General features: G+C 52.2%; 13 protein-coding genes. 2 read left to right on the top strand and 11 right to left on the bottom strand.

Going from position 1 to position 15,017, the window contains the following annotated elements:
* Positions 1–6: 6 nt before the first annotated feature.
* The 8 genes from EXW96_RS06470 to EXW96_RS28270 form a co-directional block, all read right to left on the bottom strand.
* Positions 7–2,199, bottom strand: coding sequence for a RelA/SpoT family protein (locus EXW96_RS06470; protein ID WP_062409223.1), 2,193 nt, complete (start codon positions 2,197–2,199; stop codon positions 7–9).
* Positions 2,200–2,430: 231 nt separating this feature from the next.
* Positions 2,431–3,495 carry a CotH kinase family protein gene (locus tag EXW96_RS06465; protein ID WP_174350168.1) on the bottom strand — a complete coding sequence of 355 codons (1,065 nt, stop codon included), beginning with the start codon at positions 3,493–3,495 and terminating at the stop codon, positions 2,431–2,433.
* Between the two features lie 161 nt (positions 3,496–3,656).
* A complete protein-coding gene (locus EXW96_RS06460) occupies positions 3,657–4,169 on the bottom strand; it encodes an adenine phosphoribosyltransferase (RefSeq protein ID WP_054819009.1) in 513 nt (170 codons plus the stop codon).
* Complete coding sequence (gene recJ, locus EXW96_RS06455) at positions 4,166–6,598, bottom strand: single-stranded-DNA-specific exonuclease RecJ (RefSeq protein WP_174350167.1); 2,433 nt, start codon at positions 6,596–6,598, stop codon at positions 4,166–4,168. Before recJ ends, EXW96_RS06460 begins: the two co-directional genes overlap by 4 nt.
* A 17-nt stretch (positions 6,599–6,615) precedes the next feature.
* A complete protein-coding gene (locus tag EXW96_RS06450) occupies positions 6,616–7,560 on the bottom strand; it encodes a cation diffusion facilitator family transporter (RefSeq protein WP_174350166.1) in 945 nt (314 codons plus the stop codon).
* A gap of 76 nt (positions 7,561–7,636) precedes the next feature.
* The gene (gene secF / locus EXW96_RS06445) at positions 7,637–8,548 is read right to left on the bottom strand and encodes a protein translocase subunit SecF (protein ID WP_174350165.1); all 912 of its coding nucleotides are present in this window, start codon (positions 8,546–8,548) and stop codon (positions 7,637–7,639) included.
* A complete protein-coding gene (gene secD, locus EXW96_RS06440) occupies positions 8,538–9,770 on the bottom strand; it encodes a protein translocase subunit SecD (protein WP_174350164.1) in 1,233 nt (410 codons plus the stop codon). The genes secF and secD overlap by 11 nt, the downstream gene beginning before the upstream one ends.
* A 113-nt stretch (positions 9,771–9,883) precedes the next feature.
* The gene (locus tag EXW96_RS28270) at positions 9,884–10,402 is read right to left on the bottom strand and encodes a post-transcriptional regulator (RefSeq protein ID WP_307722568.1); all 519 of its coding nucleotides are present in this window, start codon (positions 10,400–10,402) and stop codon (positions 9,884–9,886) included.
* A gap of 182 nt (positions 10,403–10,584) precedes the next feature.
* Here EXW96_RS28270 and spoVB point away from each other — a divergent pair, with 182 nt between their 5' ends.
* On the top strand, positions 10,585–12,144 hold the full coding sequence (gene spoVB / locus EXW96_RS06430) for a stage V sporulation protein B (protein WP_062409226.1): 1,560 nt from the start codon (positions 10,585–10,587) through the stop codon (positions 12,142–12,144).
* A 16-nt stretch (positions 12,145–12,160) separates the two neighbouring features.
* Here the strand turns inward: spoVB and EXW96_RS06425 are convergent, their stop codons facing one another.
* Complete coding sequence (locus EXW96_RS06425; protein ID WP_062409227.1) at positions 12,161–12,835, bottom strand: DUF421 domain-containing protein; 675 nt, start codon at positions 12,833–12,835, stop codon at positions 12,161–12,163.
* Between the two features lie 242 nt (positions 12,836–13,077).
* On the opposite strand from EXW96_RS06425, the gene EXW96_RS06420 reads away from it, so the two are divergent.
* Positions 13,078–13,437, top strand: coding sequence for a TIGR04086 family membrane protein (locus EXW96_RS06420; protein WP_062409228.1), 360 nt, complete (start codon positions 13,078–13,080; stop codon positions 13,435–13,437).
* 87 nt (positions 13,438–13,524) lie between these two features.
* Here the strand turns inward: EXW96_RS06420 and yajC are convergent, their stop codons facing one another.
* Both yajC and tgt read right to left on the bottom strand, forming a co-directional pair.
* The gene (yajC, locus tag EXW96_RS06415) at positions 13,525–13,842 is read right to left on the bottom strand and encodes a preprotein translocase subunit YajC (RefSeq protein WP_062409229.1); all 318 of its coding nucleotides are present in this window, start codon (positions 13,840–13,842) and stop codon (positions 13,525–13,527) included.
* A 39-nt stretch (positions 13,843–13,881) separates the two neighbouring features.
* Positions 13,882–15,015, bottom strand: a complete 1,134-nt coding sequence (gene tgt, locus EXW96_RS06410; protein ID WP_174350163.1) for a tRNA guanosine(34) transglycosylase Tgt — start codon at positions 15,013–15,015, stop codon at positions 13,882–13,884.
* Between the last annotated feature and the right edge of the window lie 2 nt (positions 15,016–15,017).

Raw genomic sequence — 15,017 nt, 5'->3', positions numbered from 1 at the left:
CGCGGGTCAAGCCTGCATAATGCGCTGAACCGAGTATACATCCTTGATCCGCTTGATTTTCTCGACAACCGAATGCAAATGATCAATGTTCTTGATCAGGATCGTCATGTGGATCATCACCATCTTGTTCTTGTCCGAGCGCCCGGATACGGCGGATATCGTCGTTTTGCTCTCGGACACGACCTGCAGCACTTCGTTGAGCAAGCCGCGCCGGTCATGGCCGGTAATTTCAATCTCCACGTTATAGTTGGCTTCGACATCCTCCACCCACTCGACCTCAATCACGCGGTTTCCTTCATCGCTGAACTCGGGCGAAGGAATATTCGTACAGTCATCCCTATGGACGGAGACCCCGCGGCCGCGGGTAATATATCCGATAATCCTGTCGCCCGGAACCGGATTACAGCAGCGGGCAAAACGGACAAGCAGGTTGTCCACGCCCTTGACCCGAACTCCGTTCGTCGGACGGCCTTTGCGCTCCTTCTCCGCAGGAGCTTTCATCTCCTTGACTTCGGAGGTGAGTAGCGCTTGCTGCTGCGCTTCCTGGGCCTCTTTGCGGATCTTCTCCGTCAAGCGCGTAACGATTTGCGCCGCCGTAATCCCGCCGAAGCCGACAGCAGACAGCATATCCTCTACTTCCTGGAAGTTGAATTTGTGGGCAACCTCCAGCATCTCATCGTCTTTCATCAGCGCGGATGGCTCCAAACCAAGCCGCTTCAGCTCGCGTTCGATCATCTCCCGGCCCTTTAAGACATTTTCCTCACGCCGCTCCTTCTTAAACCATTGGCGGATTTTCGAGCGCGCATGAGACGATTGGGCCAGCTTTACCCAATCCTGACTCGGGCCGTACGAATGCTTGGAGGTGAGAATTTCCACAATGTCGCCTGTTTTAAGTTTATGATCCAGAGGCACAATTCTTCCGTTCACCTTGGCACCGATCGTCCGGTTGCCGACCTCCGTATGGATCCGGTAAGCAAAATCCAGCGGTACGGATCCCGCGGGCAGCTCGATGACTTCCCCTTTCGGCGTGAAAACGAAAACCAAATCGGAGAAAAAGTCCATTTTGAGCGATTCTACAAACTCCTGGGCATCCTGCGTCTCGTTTTGCAGCTCAATAATCTCACGAATAAAATGCATTTTATCTTCATAGCTGCCCGACGGTACGTTTGTGCCCTCCTTATACGCCCAGTGAGCCGCAACCCCGTATTCGGACGTACGGTGCATTTCGAATGTACGGATCTGCACCTCCAACGGTTCGCCTTTGGGGCCAATGACCGTCGTGTGCAGCGACTGGTACATATTCGGCTTCGGCATCGCGATATAGTCTTTAAACCGGCCCGGCATCGGCTTCCAGAGCGTATGAATAATGCCTAGCGTCGCATAACAGTCCTTAATATTGTCCACGATGATCCGCAGAGCAAGCAAATCGTAGATCTCGTTGAACTGCTTGTTTTTTACGGTCATTTTTTTATAAATGCTGTAGATGTGCTTCGGCCGGCCGGAAATATCTCCATCGATCCCCATCTCATGCAGTTTGTCGCGTACCGTGGAAATCACGTCATTGATATATTGTTCCCGTTCGGCCCTCTTCTTCTGCATCAGGTTGACGATCCGATAGTACTGCTGCGGATTCAAGTAGCGCAGTGCGATGTCTTCCATCTCCCACTTGATCGCCGATATGCCAAGCCGGTGCGCGATCGGGCAAAAAATCTCCAGCGTTTCGTCGGCAATGCGCCGCTGCGCTTCCTCCGACTGATGCTTCAGCGTACGCATGTTATGCAGCCTGTCCGCCAGCTTGATCAAGATGACGCGAATATCCTGAGCCATGGCGACGAACATCTTGCGATAATTTTCATTCTGATGCTCTTCCTTGCTTTTGAACTTGATCTTCTCCAGCTTGGTCAGCCCGTCAACGATCATCGCACATGTCGCGCCGAACTTCTCATGTACAACTTCCAAAGAAACGGTCGTATCCTCCACCACGTCATGAAGCAGTGCGGCAATCACCGAAGTCGTATCCATCTGCATATTGACGAGAATGTCAGCCACCGCGAGCGGATGCAAAATATAGGGCTCCCCGGATTTGCGCACCTGCCCGTAATGGGCCTGATCGGCAAACTCGTAAGCCTCGCGTATCCGGTTCAAATCATACTCTTTTAAATATGTGGATGCCTTCTCAAGAAGCTGCTCTATCCCCATCCGTCCATCCATTCCCTTAAATTGATTTTAATCCATTATGCCCTTGGAATAGGCTCTCCGTCAAGAAAATACGGGACAAACCGACATTTTGCGCGCCAAATAGAACCAGCTTAGCCGTTTTCTCTTAAACGCAAGCGATTTCAATGGCAATGAAGGCCATGCATCCTGCTTTTTTTCGGGCACAAAAAAACAGCTCACTGTCTTCTGACGGTGCGCTGTCCGCCGTTTGGGTCAAAGCTCTTTTATCGCCTCGGTCACCAGGGTACGACGCTCTTCGATATATTTGCGAATGAACTGCAGTTCCCCGTCAAACACATGAATAGGCCATTTCCTTACCGGCTCCCATTTCATATAAGGCTTGATTTGGTTATGCATGGATTCGGCAGCCGGAAGAATCCGGGATACGGTAAACTCGGTTTGCAGCAGCTTGACCAACAGCCGTTTGTATTTCCTGCGTACTTCAGCATATTGCAGCAGCTTGCGTGTCAGCCGATTATAGCCCGTAATTCGTACCAAATCACTGCCGCAAGGCTTTCCGTAACAGTTGCGGCCCCATGTTCCCTCATAATCCCATGGAATCATCCTGTATTTTTGCGCAGCCCTATGACGATATATCGCATAGTTTTGTTCGAATCCGTCGTAATTCCCCGTCAGCACAGCTCCGGCAAGCCATCGCAGATAATTATCGATATCGATTCTGCGATACAGATAAGCCTTCAGTTCATGGGCGCCTTTCGTTGTATTCAGCCGATGGATGAACCTTTTCAGCTTCCGCCTGTCCGCAGGGTTGCCCATGATTTGCTGATAGCCCGAGAACAGCTCCGCCTTCCTCCGTTTCGATCCGGGCTTTAGCAGATCGAAATTCGCATGATCGTTCACCGCATAAAAGAGCGATTGAACAGAGATTCCCCGCTTGCGAAAGAACGACCGGTCCACCCCCTCGATTTCGAGGTAAACGCCTAAGCACACCCCGTTAACAAAAAGCAAGCAGTGCTTCGTCGCCGGGCCCGGAACACCAATCCAATTGAAAAACCGGAAAGAAAGCGCATTGCGAATCAGGGAGGGATCGTCATATTCCGCGTTGTAATGATACGTTTTGCCTCCGCGTATTACCTCGTACGAACGCTTCGGGTACTCCCGCGTATGTCCGCCCCGATAACGGATTTGTATGTTCGCCTTGTTCCCGCCCGCCGTCATGACCGCTTGAACATACCGGTCGCTCCATACATTCTTTTGCAGCTGCTTCAGCTGCTGACTTCCGATCACAATATGCTTTGCCGGCAATTCCCCAGCCATCCTTTAGTTCCGCCTTTCCTTGGGAAAGACAAAAAACCTATTCGTAAGGAATAGGCTTTTTGTGCTGCTTTAGGATATTCGCCCTGAAGAACTTCTGCCACGGCATCTGTCACGCCCGGCGCGATTTCAAGGATGGCGAATGGATGGACACGCTGTTTATATCAATATTGCACCAGCGAGAGCACTTCGATGCCCTCCAGCTTCTCTCTTCCCTTCAACTCCAGCAGTTCAATCAGAAAAGCCGCGCCGACAACTTCGCCGCCAAGCTGCTTGACCAGATTTATCGAAGTCGCGATTGTGCCGCCCGTAGCGAGAAGATCGTCTGCAATCAGCACTTTTTGTCCCGGCGCAATGGCATCTTTATGCATGGACAATTTGTCTTTGCCATATTCAAGAGCATAATCCGCCTCGATCGTTTCACCCGGCAGCTTTCCGCTTTTGCGGATCGGGATAAAGCCTACGCCCAGCGCCACGGCCAAAGGAGCTCCAATGACAAATCCGCGCGCTTCCGGGCCGGCAATACAATCGATCTGAATGCCTTCCAGACGTCTTGTCATTTCGGCGATCACTTCCCTGTATACCTTTCCGTCCTTTAGCAAAGTGGTAATATCCTTAAAGCTGATCCCCGGCTGAGGAAAGTCCTCAATCACTCGAATATGTTCCTTGAAATTCATATGATTCCCTCCAACATGGTTTGGGTTTGCTTATGCCGGGCAAAGAGCCTTGACAGCAGTTCCTTTGCTGACGAGTACATCAGTTCCTGCTCCACATCCTGCCGCTTCATCCGGCTTTGATAAAGTAAAGAAGCGGTCAAATCCTTCTTCTCCGTTGACTCAATGATCCTATAGCCGTCACCCAGAGATTCCATCAAGTCCAATTCTGTAAATACATCCAATATGAAACGGGTCAGCGGAAGCGGCACTCCGGAACGCCTGGCTGTCCATTCTGCGCTCGCGGGTTTCGGCTTCAATGCCATGACCGCGCCGTAAACCGATTTAAACATATCCCGGCCGGGTAAGATCCCGGATTGCTTATCTTCTTCCGTGCCGCCGAAAGCGGCGTAATACCGCTGAACCGATGCGGCCTCCGCCGCCAGAGCGTCAAGCTGCTCCATTCGATCCGGCAGCGAATACAGCATCACATCGTGCGCCTCGGATAATGCGTTGTCCTTGGCGGCCTCATTGCACGGACGGAACCGGCCGTGCAATGAGGCACACCAGAGAGCAAAGCCGGCTCCGGACAGTTTCAGGTTAGGGGGCGGCTCCGGACCGAACACCACCACGGCCGGCGGCCGTCCAGGTCCCTGAGGGTGCCGTTTAAGCCGTCCGCACAGCTCCGACAGCTTCCGGTCGGGCCTTGGCGTCCCGCGCCAATCAAACAATTGGACGCGATGAACCCCCAAGTCTTGAATCATGATCTGAGGCCGCTGCACCCCGTTCCATTCGTTGACGGACAGCTCGCCAAGAACGTCGATGGAGGCGGTTGGGGAAATCCATTCAGCCAGCCGCCCTTTGCCGAAGCCGACGGCATCTACAGCAGCGGCCGTCTCGTTTCTTGCGCACTGCAAGGACAGCTTCAAGTGCTGCTGTTCTTTCCCTATCGTACGCATATCTTTTAGCGCCAGTTCCTTGAATACGAACCGGGGTGAAGGATTGCCCATGCCAAACGGACCGAGCAGCTCCAATTGGCGGATGCTTTCCAGATCGACTTCGCTAAATTCACAAAGCATGTCCGCATGCATCACGGGAATAAAATCCTCCGGAGCGAGCCACTCCATCGCCAATGCCGACATTCGCCGCGCAAGCTCAGGCAGATGCTCCCGCGCCAGCGTCATTCCGGCAGCCATTTGGTGGCCCCCGTAATGCTCCATCAGATCCTGGCAATGGGTAAGCGCCCGGTACATATCGAACCCGGCTATCGAACGTGCAGAGCCTTTCGCCATCCCCGTTTCTTTGTCGATCCCCAGTATGATTGTCGGAAGGTAATATTTGTCGACGATTTTCGAAGCAACAATACCGATGACGCCGACATTCCAATCCTCCTGGGCAAGCACAATCGCCTTGGGGAGTTCTCCGTCCACGCTGCGCTGCTCTTCGACCATCGCAACGGCCTGTTTTGCCATCTCGTCCACGATGCGCTGCCGTTCTTTGTTCAACTGGTCCAATTCAACCGCAAGTTCTTCCGCTTCCTGCTCGCTGGTCGCCGTAAGCAGTCTTACGGACGTATCCGCACTGAGCAGACGCCCGCTTGCATTAATGCGCGGAGCAAGAGCAAAACCGATATGAGTGGAATTTACGTCCTTCAGCGGGATTCCCGCCACACGAAAAAGCGCCCGGATACCAAAATTCGCAGTCTGCCGCATCCGCTCCAGTCCTTGCTTGACAATGATGCGGTTTTCTTCCGTCAGCGGCATCAAATCAGCTACTGTCCCAATCGCCGCAAATTCCAGCAGCTCTTCCGGCCAACGTCCCAAGATCGCTTGCGCCAGCTTCAGCGCCACGCCCACGCCTGCAAGCTGCTTGAACGGATAAGGACATCCGGGCTTCTTGGGATTGATGATAGCATACGCCGGCGGCAGCACATCCGGCGGTTCGTGATGGTCGGTGACCACCACATCAAGACCAATCGAATTGGCATATGCAATTTGCTCCACAGCGCTGATCCCGGTATCCACGGTTACGATCAGCTTGACTCCCTGCTCTTTAGCCGCGTCCAACGCGGCGATATTCAGTCCATATCCTTCATGTATCCGATGGGGTATGTAATAGTCAAAGCGGCAGTTCATTTGTCGCAGCAGATGAACCATCAGTGTCGTGCTGCTTACTCCGTCCGCGTCGTAATCACCGTACACACGGATCTTCTCGCCGGCCTCCATGGCCCGGCGAATACGTTTTACAGCATCGGCCATACCATCTAAAAGGAACGGATCATGGGTCTGATCCGTTCCTCCATGTAAAAATCGGGCGGCATGTCCGATATCCGTCAAGCCTCGTACCGCAAGCAGACGGGCAATGAGCGGCGATACATTCAATGCTTGGGAAAGCGCATCTGCCGCTTTTGGATCTACGCTGCCGATACTCCATCTGGCTTTTGTTGGTAGCATGCCTTCCCTCCCATCATTTAGTGAAGCAGTGTAGGCATTTCATCGGCCTGCAAGTCATGATTTTTGTATGGATATCCGGGATCGTACGGGCTCACATGAACGAAAACGTCAGATACATGAATAAAACGCTTCATCAGTGTAAATTTGATAATCTTCGCGATATCGTGGCCTTCCTGAATGCTGATTCGGGGGTTTACGCTGATTTTGATCTCGACGATGACGTAATGGCCGTGTTCCCTTGCGCGCAAATCATCGATCGTGATGACTCCCTTCACGCGCTGAACCGTATCAAGCATCTCCGCCGAATCCTCTTGATGCAGCTCATGGCCGTGCTTGTCATGTATCGATTCTATCAGAAGTTGATATCCCGTGCGAACGATAAGTCCCCCAATGACCAGCCCGGCCAGCGGATCAAGATAATAAAGCGCAGTATTTCCCAGGTAATAGCCAAGCAGCGCACCCGAGACACCGATAAACGCGGCAATGGAGGCATACAAATCAGAGCGGTGCTTGCTTGCGCCGGAGGTTCGTTCATGTCCGGAAAGCTTTTTGTCCCTCCGGTATTTAAATTGAAACAGTGCTTCCTTAACCGCAATAGAGATAACGATAATGATCAGAGCGAAGGCCTCAGGCGCCTTGTCGACACCGTAATAAACCGATTTTATGGAAGAAATACCCGTTTCCAGGCCCAAAATAAGCAGCAGTACCGCGATCAGGATTGACACTTTCGATATGGCTTTGATCTGCCCGTAATCAAGGTCTCCATCCGAAAACCTTTTGGCGGCGGGGCGTAAACCCGCGATGGAGCTGAATGCATCCGATGCGGAATGGAGCGCGTCCGCAATCAACGCTTTACTTTGTGACAAATATCCTGCCGTGCCCTTCAAGACCGCCAAGGCGAGATGGCCTGCTATACCGATCCGCACGTGGGCGGCCGCTTGTTTGCTTCGTTCTTCCGTCATGGGGCCACTCCTCCATGATATTGATAGAAAGGCCGCCGAAACTCGCCGTTTCGCGCGGCCGCGCTTGCTAAACCGCTTAAGCTGCGGCTTTCTTGTTAGCACCTAACGTCTTGGATTTCAATACCAGCCAGATCGGGCTTGCGATAATGATGGAAGAATACATACCGCTTATAAGCCCGATAATCATGGCAAGCGAGAAAAGGCGAATGGATTCGCTTCCCATAACGAACAGCAGCACCGCCGCAATCAGGACGGTCAGCACCGTATTGATAGAACGAGTCATCGTTTGCCAAATACTGCGGTTAACGATCTGGGACAAATCGTCAAAGGTCTTCACCTTGGCAAACCGCATGTTTTCACGAATTCGATCGAAAATAACGATCGTATCGTTAATAGAGTAACCGATAACGGTCAGTACGGCCGCGACAAACGGCAAATTGACCTCTAACTGGAAAATGGAGAATATAGCTATGACCATAAACGCATCATGAAGCAGTGCGGCGATCGCTCCAACAGCAAAACGCCATTCGAAACGAATGCTTACATAAAGCATAATCCCCAAGCTGGCAATCAATACCGCATAAATGGCTTTCAGCGCCAGTTCTTTGGCTAATTCCGTATCCACCGTGTTTTCTTCCTTGGAAATTTGATCCCCGAATGCCGTTTTGAAGCTGGCCTCGATCTGATCGATTTCCTGGGTAGTGAGCACCTTATCGAAACGCAGCGTGACCCGGTCCTCGGCCGCTCCTCCAACAACGGGGGGTGTCGCTGTCTCCAGACCGGCGCTTCTGACGAGTTCAACAGCTTGCGACTGCTGAATCGCCTTGCCTCCCGTTGAGATATCAAGCGTCGTACCCGCTTTGAAATCGACCCCGAGATTCAAACCGAATATCAGCATCATAACGATTCCGATGACGGTGATGGCTATTGAGATGCCAAAAAATTTCCTGCGGTGCTTCATTAAATCATATTTGGCGTTATAGAGCATTGATTTCGGACTCCTTTACCCCAAAATAAGCTGGTTTTTTTACAATGTTGCTGCGTACGAGAAGGGTTAACAGCCATCTTGAGAAGAAGACGTTCGTCAATATGCTCACCAAAATGGTAAAAATCAGTGTCAGTGCAAACCCTTGAATCGCGCCCGTTCCAAGGAAATAAAGTACAGCTCCGGCAAGAATTGTCGTAAGATTGGCATCCAGTATGGTACGGAACGAGTGACGGGAGCCCGCTTTCAGCGAGGACATAATGCTCTTGCCGCTGCGCAGTTCTTCCCTGATCCGCTCATAGGTAATAATGTTGGCGTCCACCGCCATTCCGACCCCCAGAACAAATGCGGCGATGCCCGGAAGCGTCAATGTGGCCTTCATCAGGTAGGTGACAAGCAGCATTAACCAGATAAAAGTCACGATGGTGATGGATGCAACCAATCCGGGCACCCGGTAATACACGATCATGAACAAAACGATCAATATGGATGCGATGATGCTCGCTTTAACGGTTTGCTGCAGCGACAGCTGGCCAAGCGATGCCCCGACGGATTGCGTATACTTTTCCGTAAGCTTTAGCGGAAGCGCGCCGAGGTTGATCGTGTCGGCAATTTTCTTTGCTTCTTCGTACGTGTAGTTGCCGCTGATCGTGGCCGTGCCGTCCGTCAGTACCTGGCGTACGATCGGAGCCGATAGCTCCACCTCGTCCAAATAGATCGCAAGCGGCTTCCCAAGCAGCTTCTGCGTCACCTGACGAAATTTCTCGGGATCTTTTACTTTAATATTAACGAGCGGTCTGTTCGCCTCGTCGAAGCCGAGTTTGGCGGCACCGACTTCAAAGTCGCTTCCGACCATTTCCTTGGTGCCATCCGGACCGCGGAAAGACAGCTCCGCAGGCTTCTTCAATATCTCCCGGACCTCGGCTTCATTCTCAATACCGGCGAGCCGCACACGAATCCGGTCTTTTCCCTCCGTAGTCACTTCTGGCTCGCTTACCTTCTGAGCGTTTGCCCTCTGTTCGATGCTCCGGGCGGTTTCAAGCAGCGACTCCTTGGTCACCTGCTGTCCCGGTTCAACCGGTTCGGCAACGTACAGGATTTCAAAACCGCCTTTTAAGTCAAGACCCAACTTTATATTGCTTACAAGATGAGGACTCGTCCAAATGGCTGCAGCGAAGACGATCGCTACACTCACGAAAAACGCCACGATTCTTTTGATGTCCATAGCTGTCTCCTTCCAAACTCAATATTCCTATTATACCTACCTGCGAAAATCGAGTCAATTTAAGGAGAGCTGTAGCAGATAGGGGGAGCAGTGCAAAAAAAGAAGCCCATTTATCATCGAAAATGGGCGTTGTCCTTATATATGCTCATCGTCATCCAATTCATAAATTGCGTCACTTTGAGAGACAGGATATCGTTCACGATCCGGTGCAGCGGCGGGATGCCGGTCTTGTTGTATTTGTCGCTTACGCATTCCCAAATTTCCTGGCCGGTCACATGCTCGTAACCGAGCATACGGAATTCCTGAGCTTTACTGCGGCATAGATCTTCAATCACCCGGTTCAATTCCTCGTCTTCCCCGGTTCCTTCTTCTCCGGTACCGGAGCTGCTCGCATCTGATTCTTCCTTTTCTGCTTCCGCGTCTTCGGCCGACGGCCGTTTTGTATCGTGCTCCGCCATTTCTTGCTCCCCGGCTTCCGCTCCGGCTGCGGCCGCCATGTAATGAAGCTCCATATAAGGCACCATGCTTTCGGCCTTCCTTTCGGAAGCCGAATCCGCCGCTTCCTCCGGACCTTGTTCATCCGGTTTCGGGTCTATGCCGCTATGACCCGGCTTCCATTCGTCTTTATCCATCCAGCATCCCTCCCGCATGCGAAGCCTTGTCTTAACTACCTATTCGCTGCCGCCGTTCGTTTTCCTGCCGCCGCCGGTATTTCCGCACTCAGAAAAATTGTTGCATGCGCAAGGACAGGTTATGCATATCCATTTAGTAACACCAGGGTCCAAGCCCATGGGAAAGAAAGAAGGTCATTCCCTTGACAAAACAATCGTTTATCAAAGGTACGCTCATATTGCTTGCAGCCGGTATCATTAACCGTATCCTGGGGTTTATTCCGCGGATAGCCCTTCCCAGGGTCATAGGTCCTGAAGGCATCGGTCTCTATCAAATGGGCTGGCCATTCCTCGTGGTTATACTTACCGTCGTAACGGGCGGGATCCCGATTGCGGTGGCCAAGCTGGTCGCCGCCGCCGAAGCGGAAGGAAACGAGGCGCGTGCCAAAAGCATATTTCGCTTGGCCCTTGCCGTGGCTCTCTTACTCGGCATCCTGTTTACGGCAGTGATCTTCTTTGGCGCGCGCTGGATCACCGACCACCTGTTTACCGACCCGCGCGTATACTTTACGTTCCTGTGCATGACGCCAATCGTTCTCTTTGTCGCTGTATCCTCTGTCTTTCGCGGATATTTTCAAGGACGCCAAGATATGATTCCGACAGCGCTTTCTCAAGTCATGGAAACCATCGTTCGGATCATAACCGTTCTGGCCTTCGCTTATTGGATGCTTCCTTACGGGATCGAATACGCCGCTGCCGGAGCGATGGTCGGGGTGGTGGCGGGAGAAATTTGCGCCCTGCTCGTCCTGATCCTGTATTACCGCCAGAGCCGCAAGCAGCGCACGCCCCGCGGACAAATCGGTTCCCACCGCTCGCTTTCACGTATCGCCAATCTGAAGCAGATCTTTAAGCTGGCTGTCCCCATCACCGGGAGCAAACTGGTGGGCTCGGGTTCATACTTTCTGGAATCAGTTCTGATCGTCCAAAGCCTGGCCATGGCCGGTATCGCCACAGGGCTCGCGACAGCGCAATACGGAGCGCTGCAAGGGATGGTCATTCCCGTACTCATGCTGCCGAGCGCCCTTACTTTCTCGCTTGCCGTATCGCTGGTGCCGTCGTTATCGGAAGCCGCCGCCAAGAACGATATGCTCACCATTCATATGCGGCTGCACCAATCGCTAAAGCTCGCTTTGGTAACGGGCGCCCCCTTCGCGGTATTAATGTACGTTCTGGCCGAACCGATATGCTTATATATGTACGGTCAGCCCGGAGTCGGTTCCATGCTGAAGATGATGGCCCCGGCTGCCCTGTTCATTTACTTCCAGGCCCCGCTTCAGGCCGCCTTGCAGGCGCTCGAAAGACCCGGAAGCGCTCTAATGAATACGCTCATCGGGTCAGCAGTCAAGCTGTCGCTGATCTATTTTCTGGCCAGCCGTCCTGAATACGGAATCTTGGGTGCCGTCATTGCCATTACGGTCAATATTATGCTCGTTACAACCCTGCACTGGCACAGCATCGTACGGCTTCTGCATTTCCGGATGCAGCTTTCCGATTTCATAAAAGCAGCCTTCTGCATGGCGGGCACGGCATTCGCAAGTCACACCGTCATGCAATCGAATTGGATCTCAGATGGTTTTGCCCGCTTTTTTGCCGCATGTATCATCGGTATGATCATCTATCTGCTTTTGGCCATCCTGGTGAGGCTTATCGACCGAAATGATTTGTTCCGTGTCATCTGGCTCGGCAAAAGGTTCGTAAAGTAAAGCTGTACGCCGCATTTTATTTTTTTTTATCGATAAACCATTTGCCCCGATGATCGATCGAGCAAAAAAATACTTCTTTAAAATCCTTTACCCCTAGAGACTGTAGCTCATGCTTCAGCCAAAACCTTGTTTTTCCCAGCTTCTGAAGACTCTCGTCCTGCACTTTTCCATCCATGATCAGCGGAAGCGGCAGGCCTTCATAACGAATGGATGCCTGTCCTGTCGAGGAGCGATCCAGATGATCTTTCTTTTCCGAGATCGTCAGCTTGCCCGAAGGCTCCAGAACGGCAAATTCCACATCGGCCACGTTCATCACCTTATTCTCACGAAGCTGAAGCAGCAGATCGTCAAGATTGTAACGCTGCTTGCGCATCTCTTCACGGTTCAGCTTGCCGCCGTCAATGATGGCCGACGGCTTGCCTTCAAACCACCGGCGTAATTTCTCGCTTTTCAATGAAATATACGCAATGAGAAGCTGGACAGCCACGAGCGTCACCATGGGAAGAATCCCTTCCAGCATCGGCTTGTTCAAGTCCTCCAGCACGAACACGGCAATCTCCGCGATCATAATGGAAATGACAAGGTCGAAAACAGACAGCTTGCCTATTTCCCTTTTCCCCATAATCCGCATCATCAAGAACACGATCAGATAGACCAAGACTGTTCGAACAAATAATGTCCATATCTCCATTGGCTCTTCCTCCCGGTTACTCTTCAGGGAATATTTTGACCTTGGCCGCTGCTTGTCATGCGGGAGAATTGTTGGTAATTGCCTGAGGAACCTGTACTATTTTCTGGTACATGCCCATACAATGGGAGTGAAGCAGCGAGCTTGCGGTGCAGCGCCTCTTGTCCCGGCGAGCAGGAGCGAGCTTGCAGCCCTGAACCATACTTCAGGGGATCACGGATCGGATTAGGAGGAATGAGGTGACTATGAAAAAATCACCCTTGTTATCCGGATTAACGTATGCTGTCGGTGTTATGCTGATCGGCACGCTGATCGCCTCGCTCATCTTGCTCGCAACCGATATTCCGGAAGACTCTTGGCGCAAAACAACCTGGATGATTCATAGTTTGGCCATGCTGATCGGAGGGATGGTATCCGGAAAGCGAAGCGGCAGCAGAGGCTGGTATCAAGGCATACTGCTCGGAGCCTTGTACGTCGCCGTGGTTTGGCTGGTCGGCTTTTTGGCTTATGACTCGGGACTTACAAAGGACACGTTGATTTTGGCGGGATTGGCGGTGCCGTCCGGAGCCATCGGCGGTATGATCGGAGTGAATTTGAAACGGTGATTTAAATTAAATAAAAGCCCGTGCCTCGCGTCAATCGCGATAGAACGGGCTTTTATTTGCGGCGGGATATCCCGCTGCCAAGTTGTTTTATTCCGCCGAACCTGACGAGCTCTGTACGGTGTTCACCGCAGAACGTTCGAATGTCAGCTTTGTCACGTCATTGACGCGCAGGATGACCGTATCGTCCGTCAGTTCGATAATCGTACCATGCAAACCTCCGATGGTAACGACCTTGTCCCCTTTTTTCAAATTGCTCAGCATCATATTGCGTGCCTTCTGGCGTTTTTGCTGAGGACGAATAAGTAAAAAGTACAGGACGACAAACATCAAAACAAGCGGACCGTAAGTAACCAAGTATCCCTCGATTCCCGGTGCCGCTGCAGCATCACTTGCCGCTAACCACATTAACTTTTCCCCTTTCTTGTAATATCTATGTAATATTGGTTAAAACCCTTTGCTGTTTTCGTCGATTCCGTATCGGGCGAAGAACTCGTCGCGAAAATCAAGCAGCCGGTCCTCGCGAATCGCCTGGCGCACCCCACGCATCAACTCTAATAAAAAATGGAGGTTATGATACGTCGTAAGCCGGATACCGAACGTTTCATCGGCCTTAATCAAGTGACGGACGTAGGCGCGGGAATAGTTGCGGCAGGTGTAACAGGAACATTCCGGATCAAGCGGGCCGAAATCTTCCGCAAATTTGGCATTTCGGATCACAAGCCTTCCAGAGCTGGTCATCACGGTCCCGTTACGGGCAATGCGCGTCGGAAGAACGCAATCGAACATATCGATGCCGCGAATGGCGCCTTCTATCAGCGCATCCGGGGAACCTACACCCATCAAATAACGGGGCTTGCCGAAAGGCAGCAGAGGAACAGTATAATCCAGCACCTCAAACATCAGATGCTTCGGTTCGCCCACACTCAGCCCTCCAATAGCATACCCCGGGAAATCCATGGAAGTCAACTCGGCGGCGCTTTGTTTGCGTAAATCTTCGTACATGCCCCCTTGAACGATGGCAAAAAGCCCTTGCTCCTCCGGCCGGCTGTGCGCTTTCAAGCAGCGTTCCGCCCAACGGGTCGTCCGTTCCAGCGATTGTTTGGCATAGCTGTGATCCGCCGGATACGGCGGGCATTCATCGAAAGCCATAATAATATCGGCGCCGAGCGCATTCTGGATTTCAATCGATTTTTCCGGAGAAATAAACAGCTTGTCCCCGTTCAGATGCGAGCGGAACTGCACGCCTTCTTCGCTGATTTTGCGCATTTCGCTAAGACTGAACACTTGAAATCCGCCGCTGTCGGTCAGTATCGGCCTGTCCCAGTTCATAAACCGGTGCAGCCCTCCCGCCGCTTTCACGATGTCGTGTCCGGGACGGAGAAACAAGTGATACGTATTGCTGAGAACGATGTGCGCATCCATCTCCCTGAGTTCTTCGGGACTCATCGTTTTTACGGTGGCCTGTGTGCCTACCGGCATGAAGGCCGGGGTCTCCACGATCCCGTGCGGGGTATGAACCCGGCCGAGTCTGGCTCCGGATTGTTTGCACGTTTTGATATGTTCATAGGTGATAGCCATTA

The sequence above is a fragment of the Paenibacillus sp. JMULE4 genome (assembly GCF_013337105.1).
Lineage (GTDB): Bacteria > Bacillota > Bacilli > Paenibacillales > NBRC-103111 > Paenibacillus_G > Paenibacillus_G naphthalenovorans.
The sequence above is the reverse complement of the archived record's forward strand: the minus strand, read 5'-3'. Positions and strand labels throughout refer to the sequence as shown.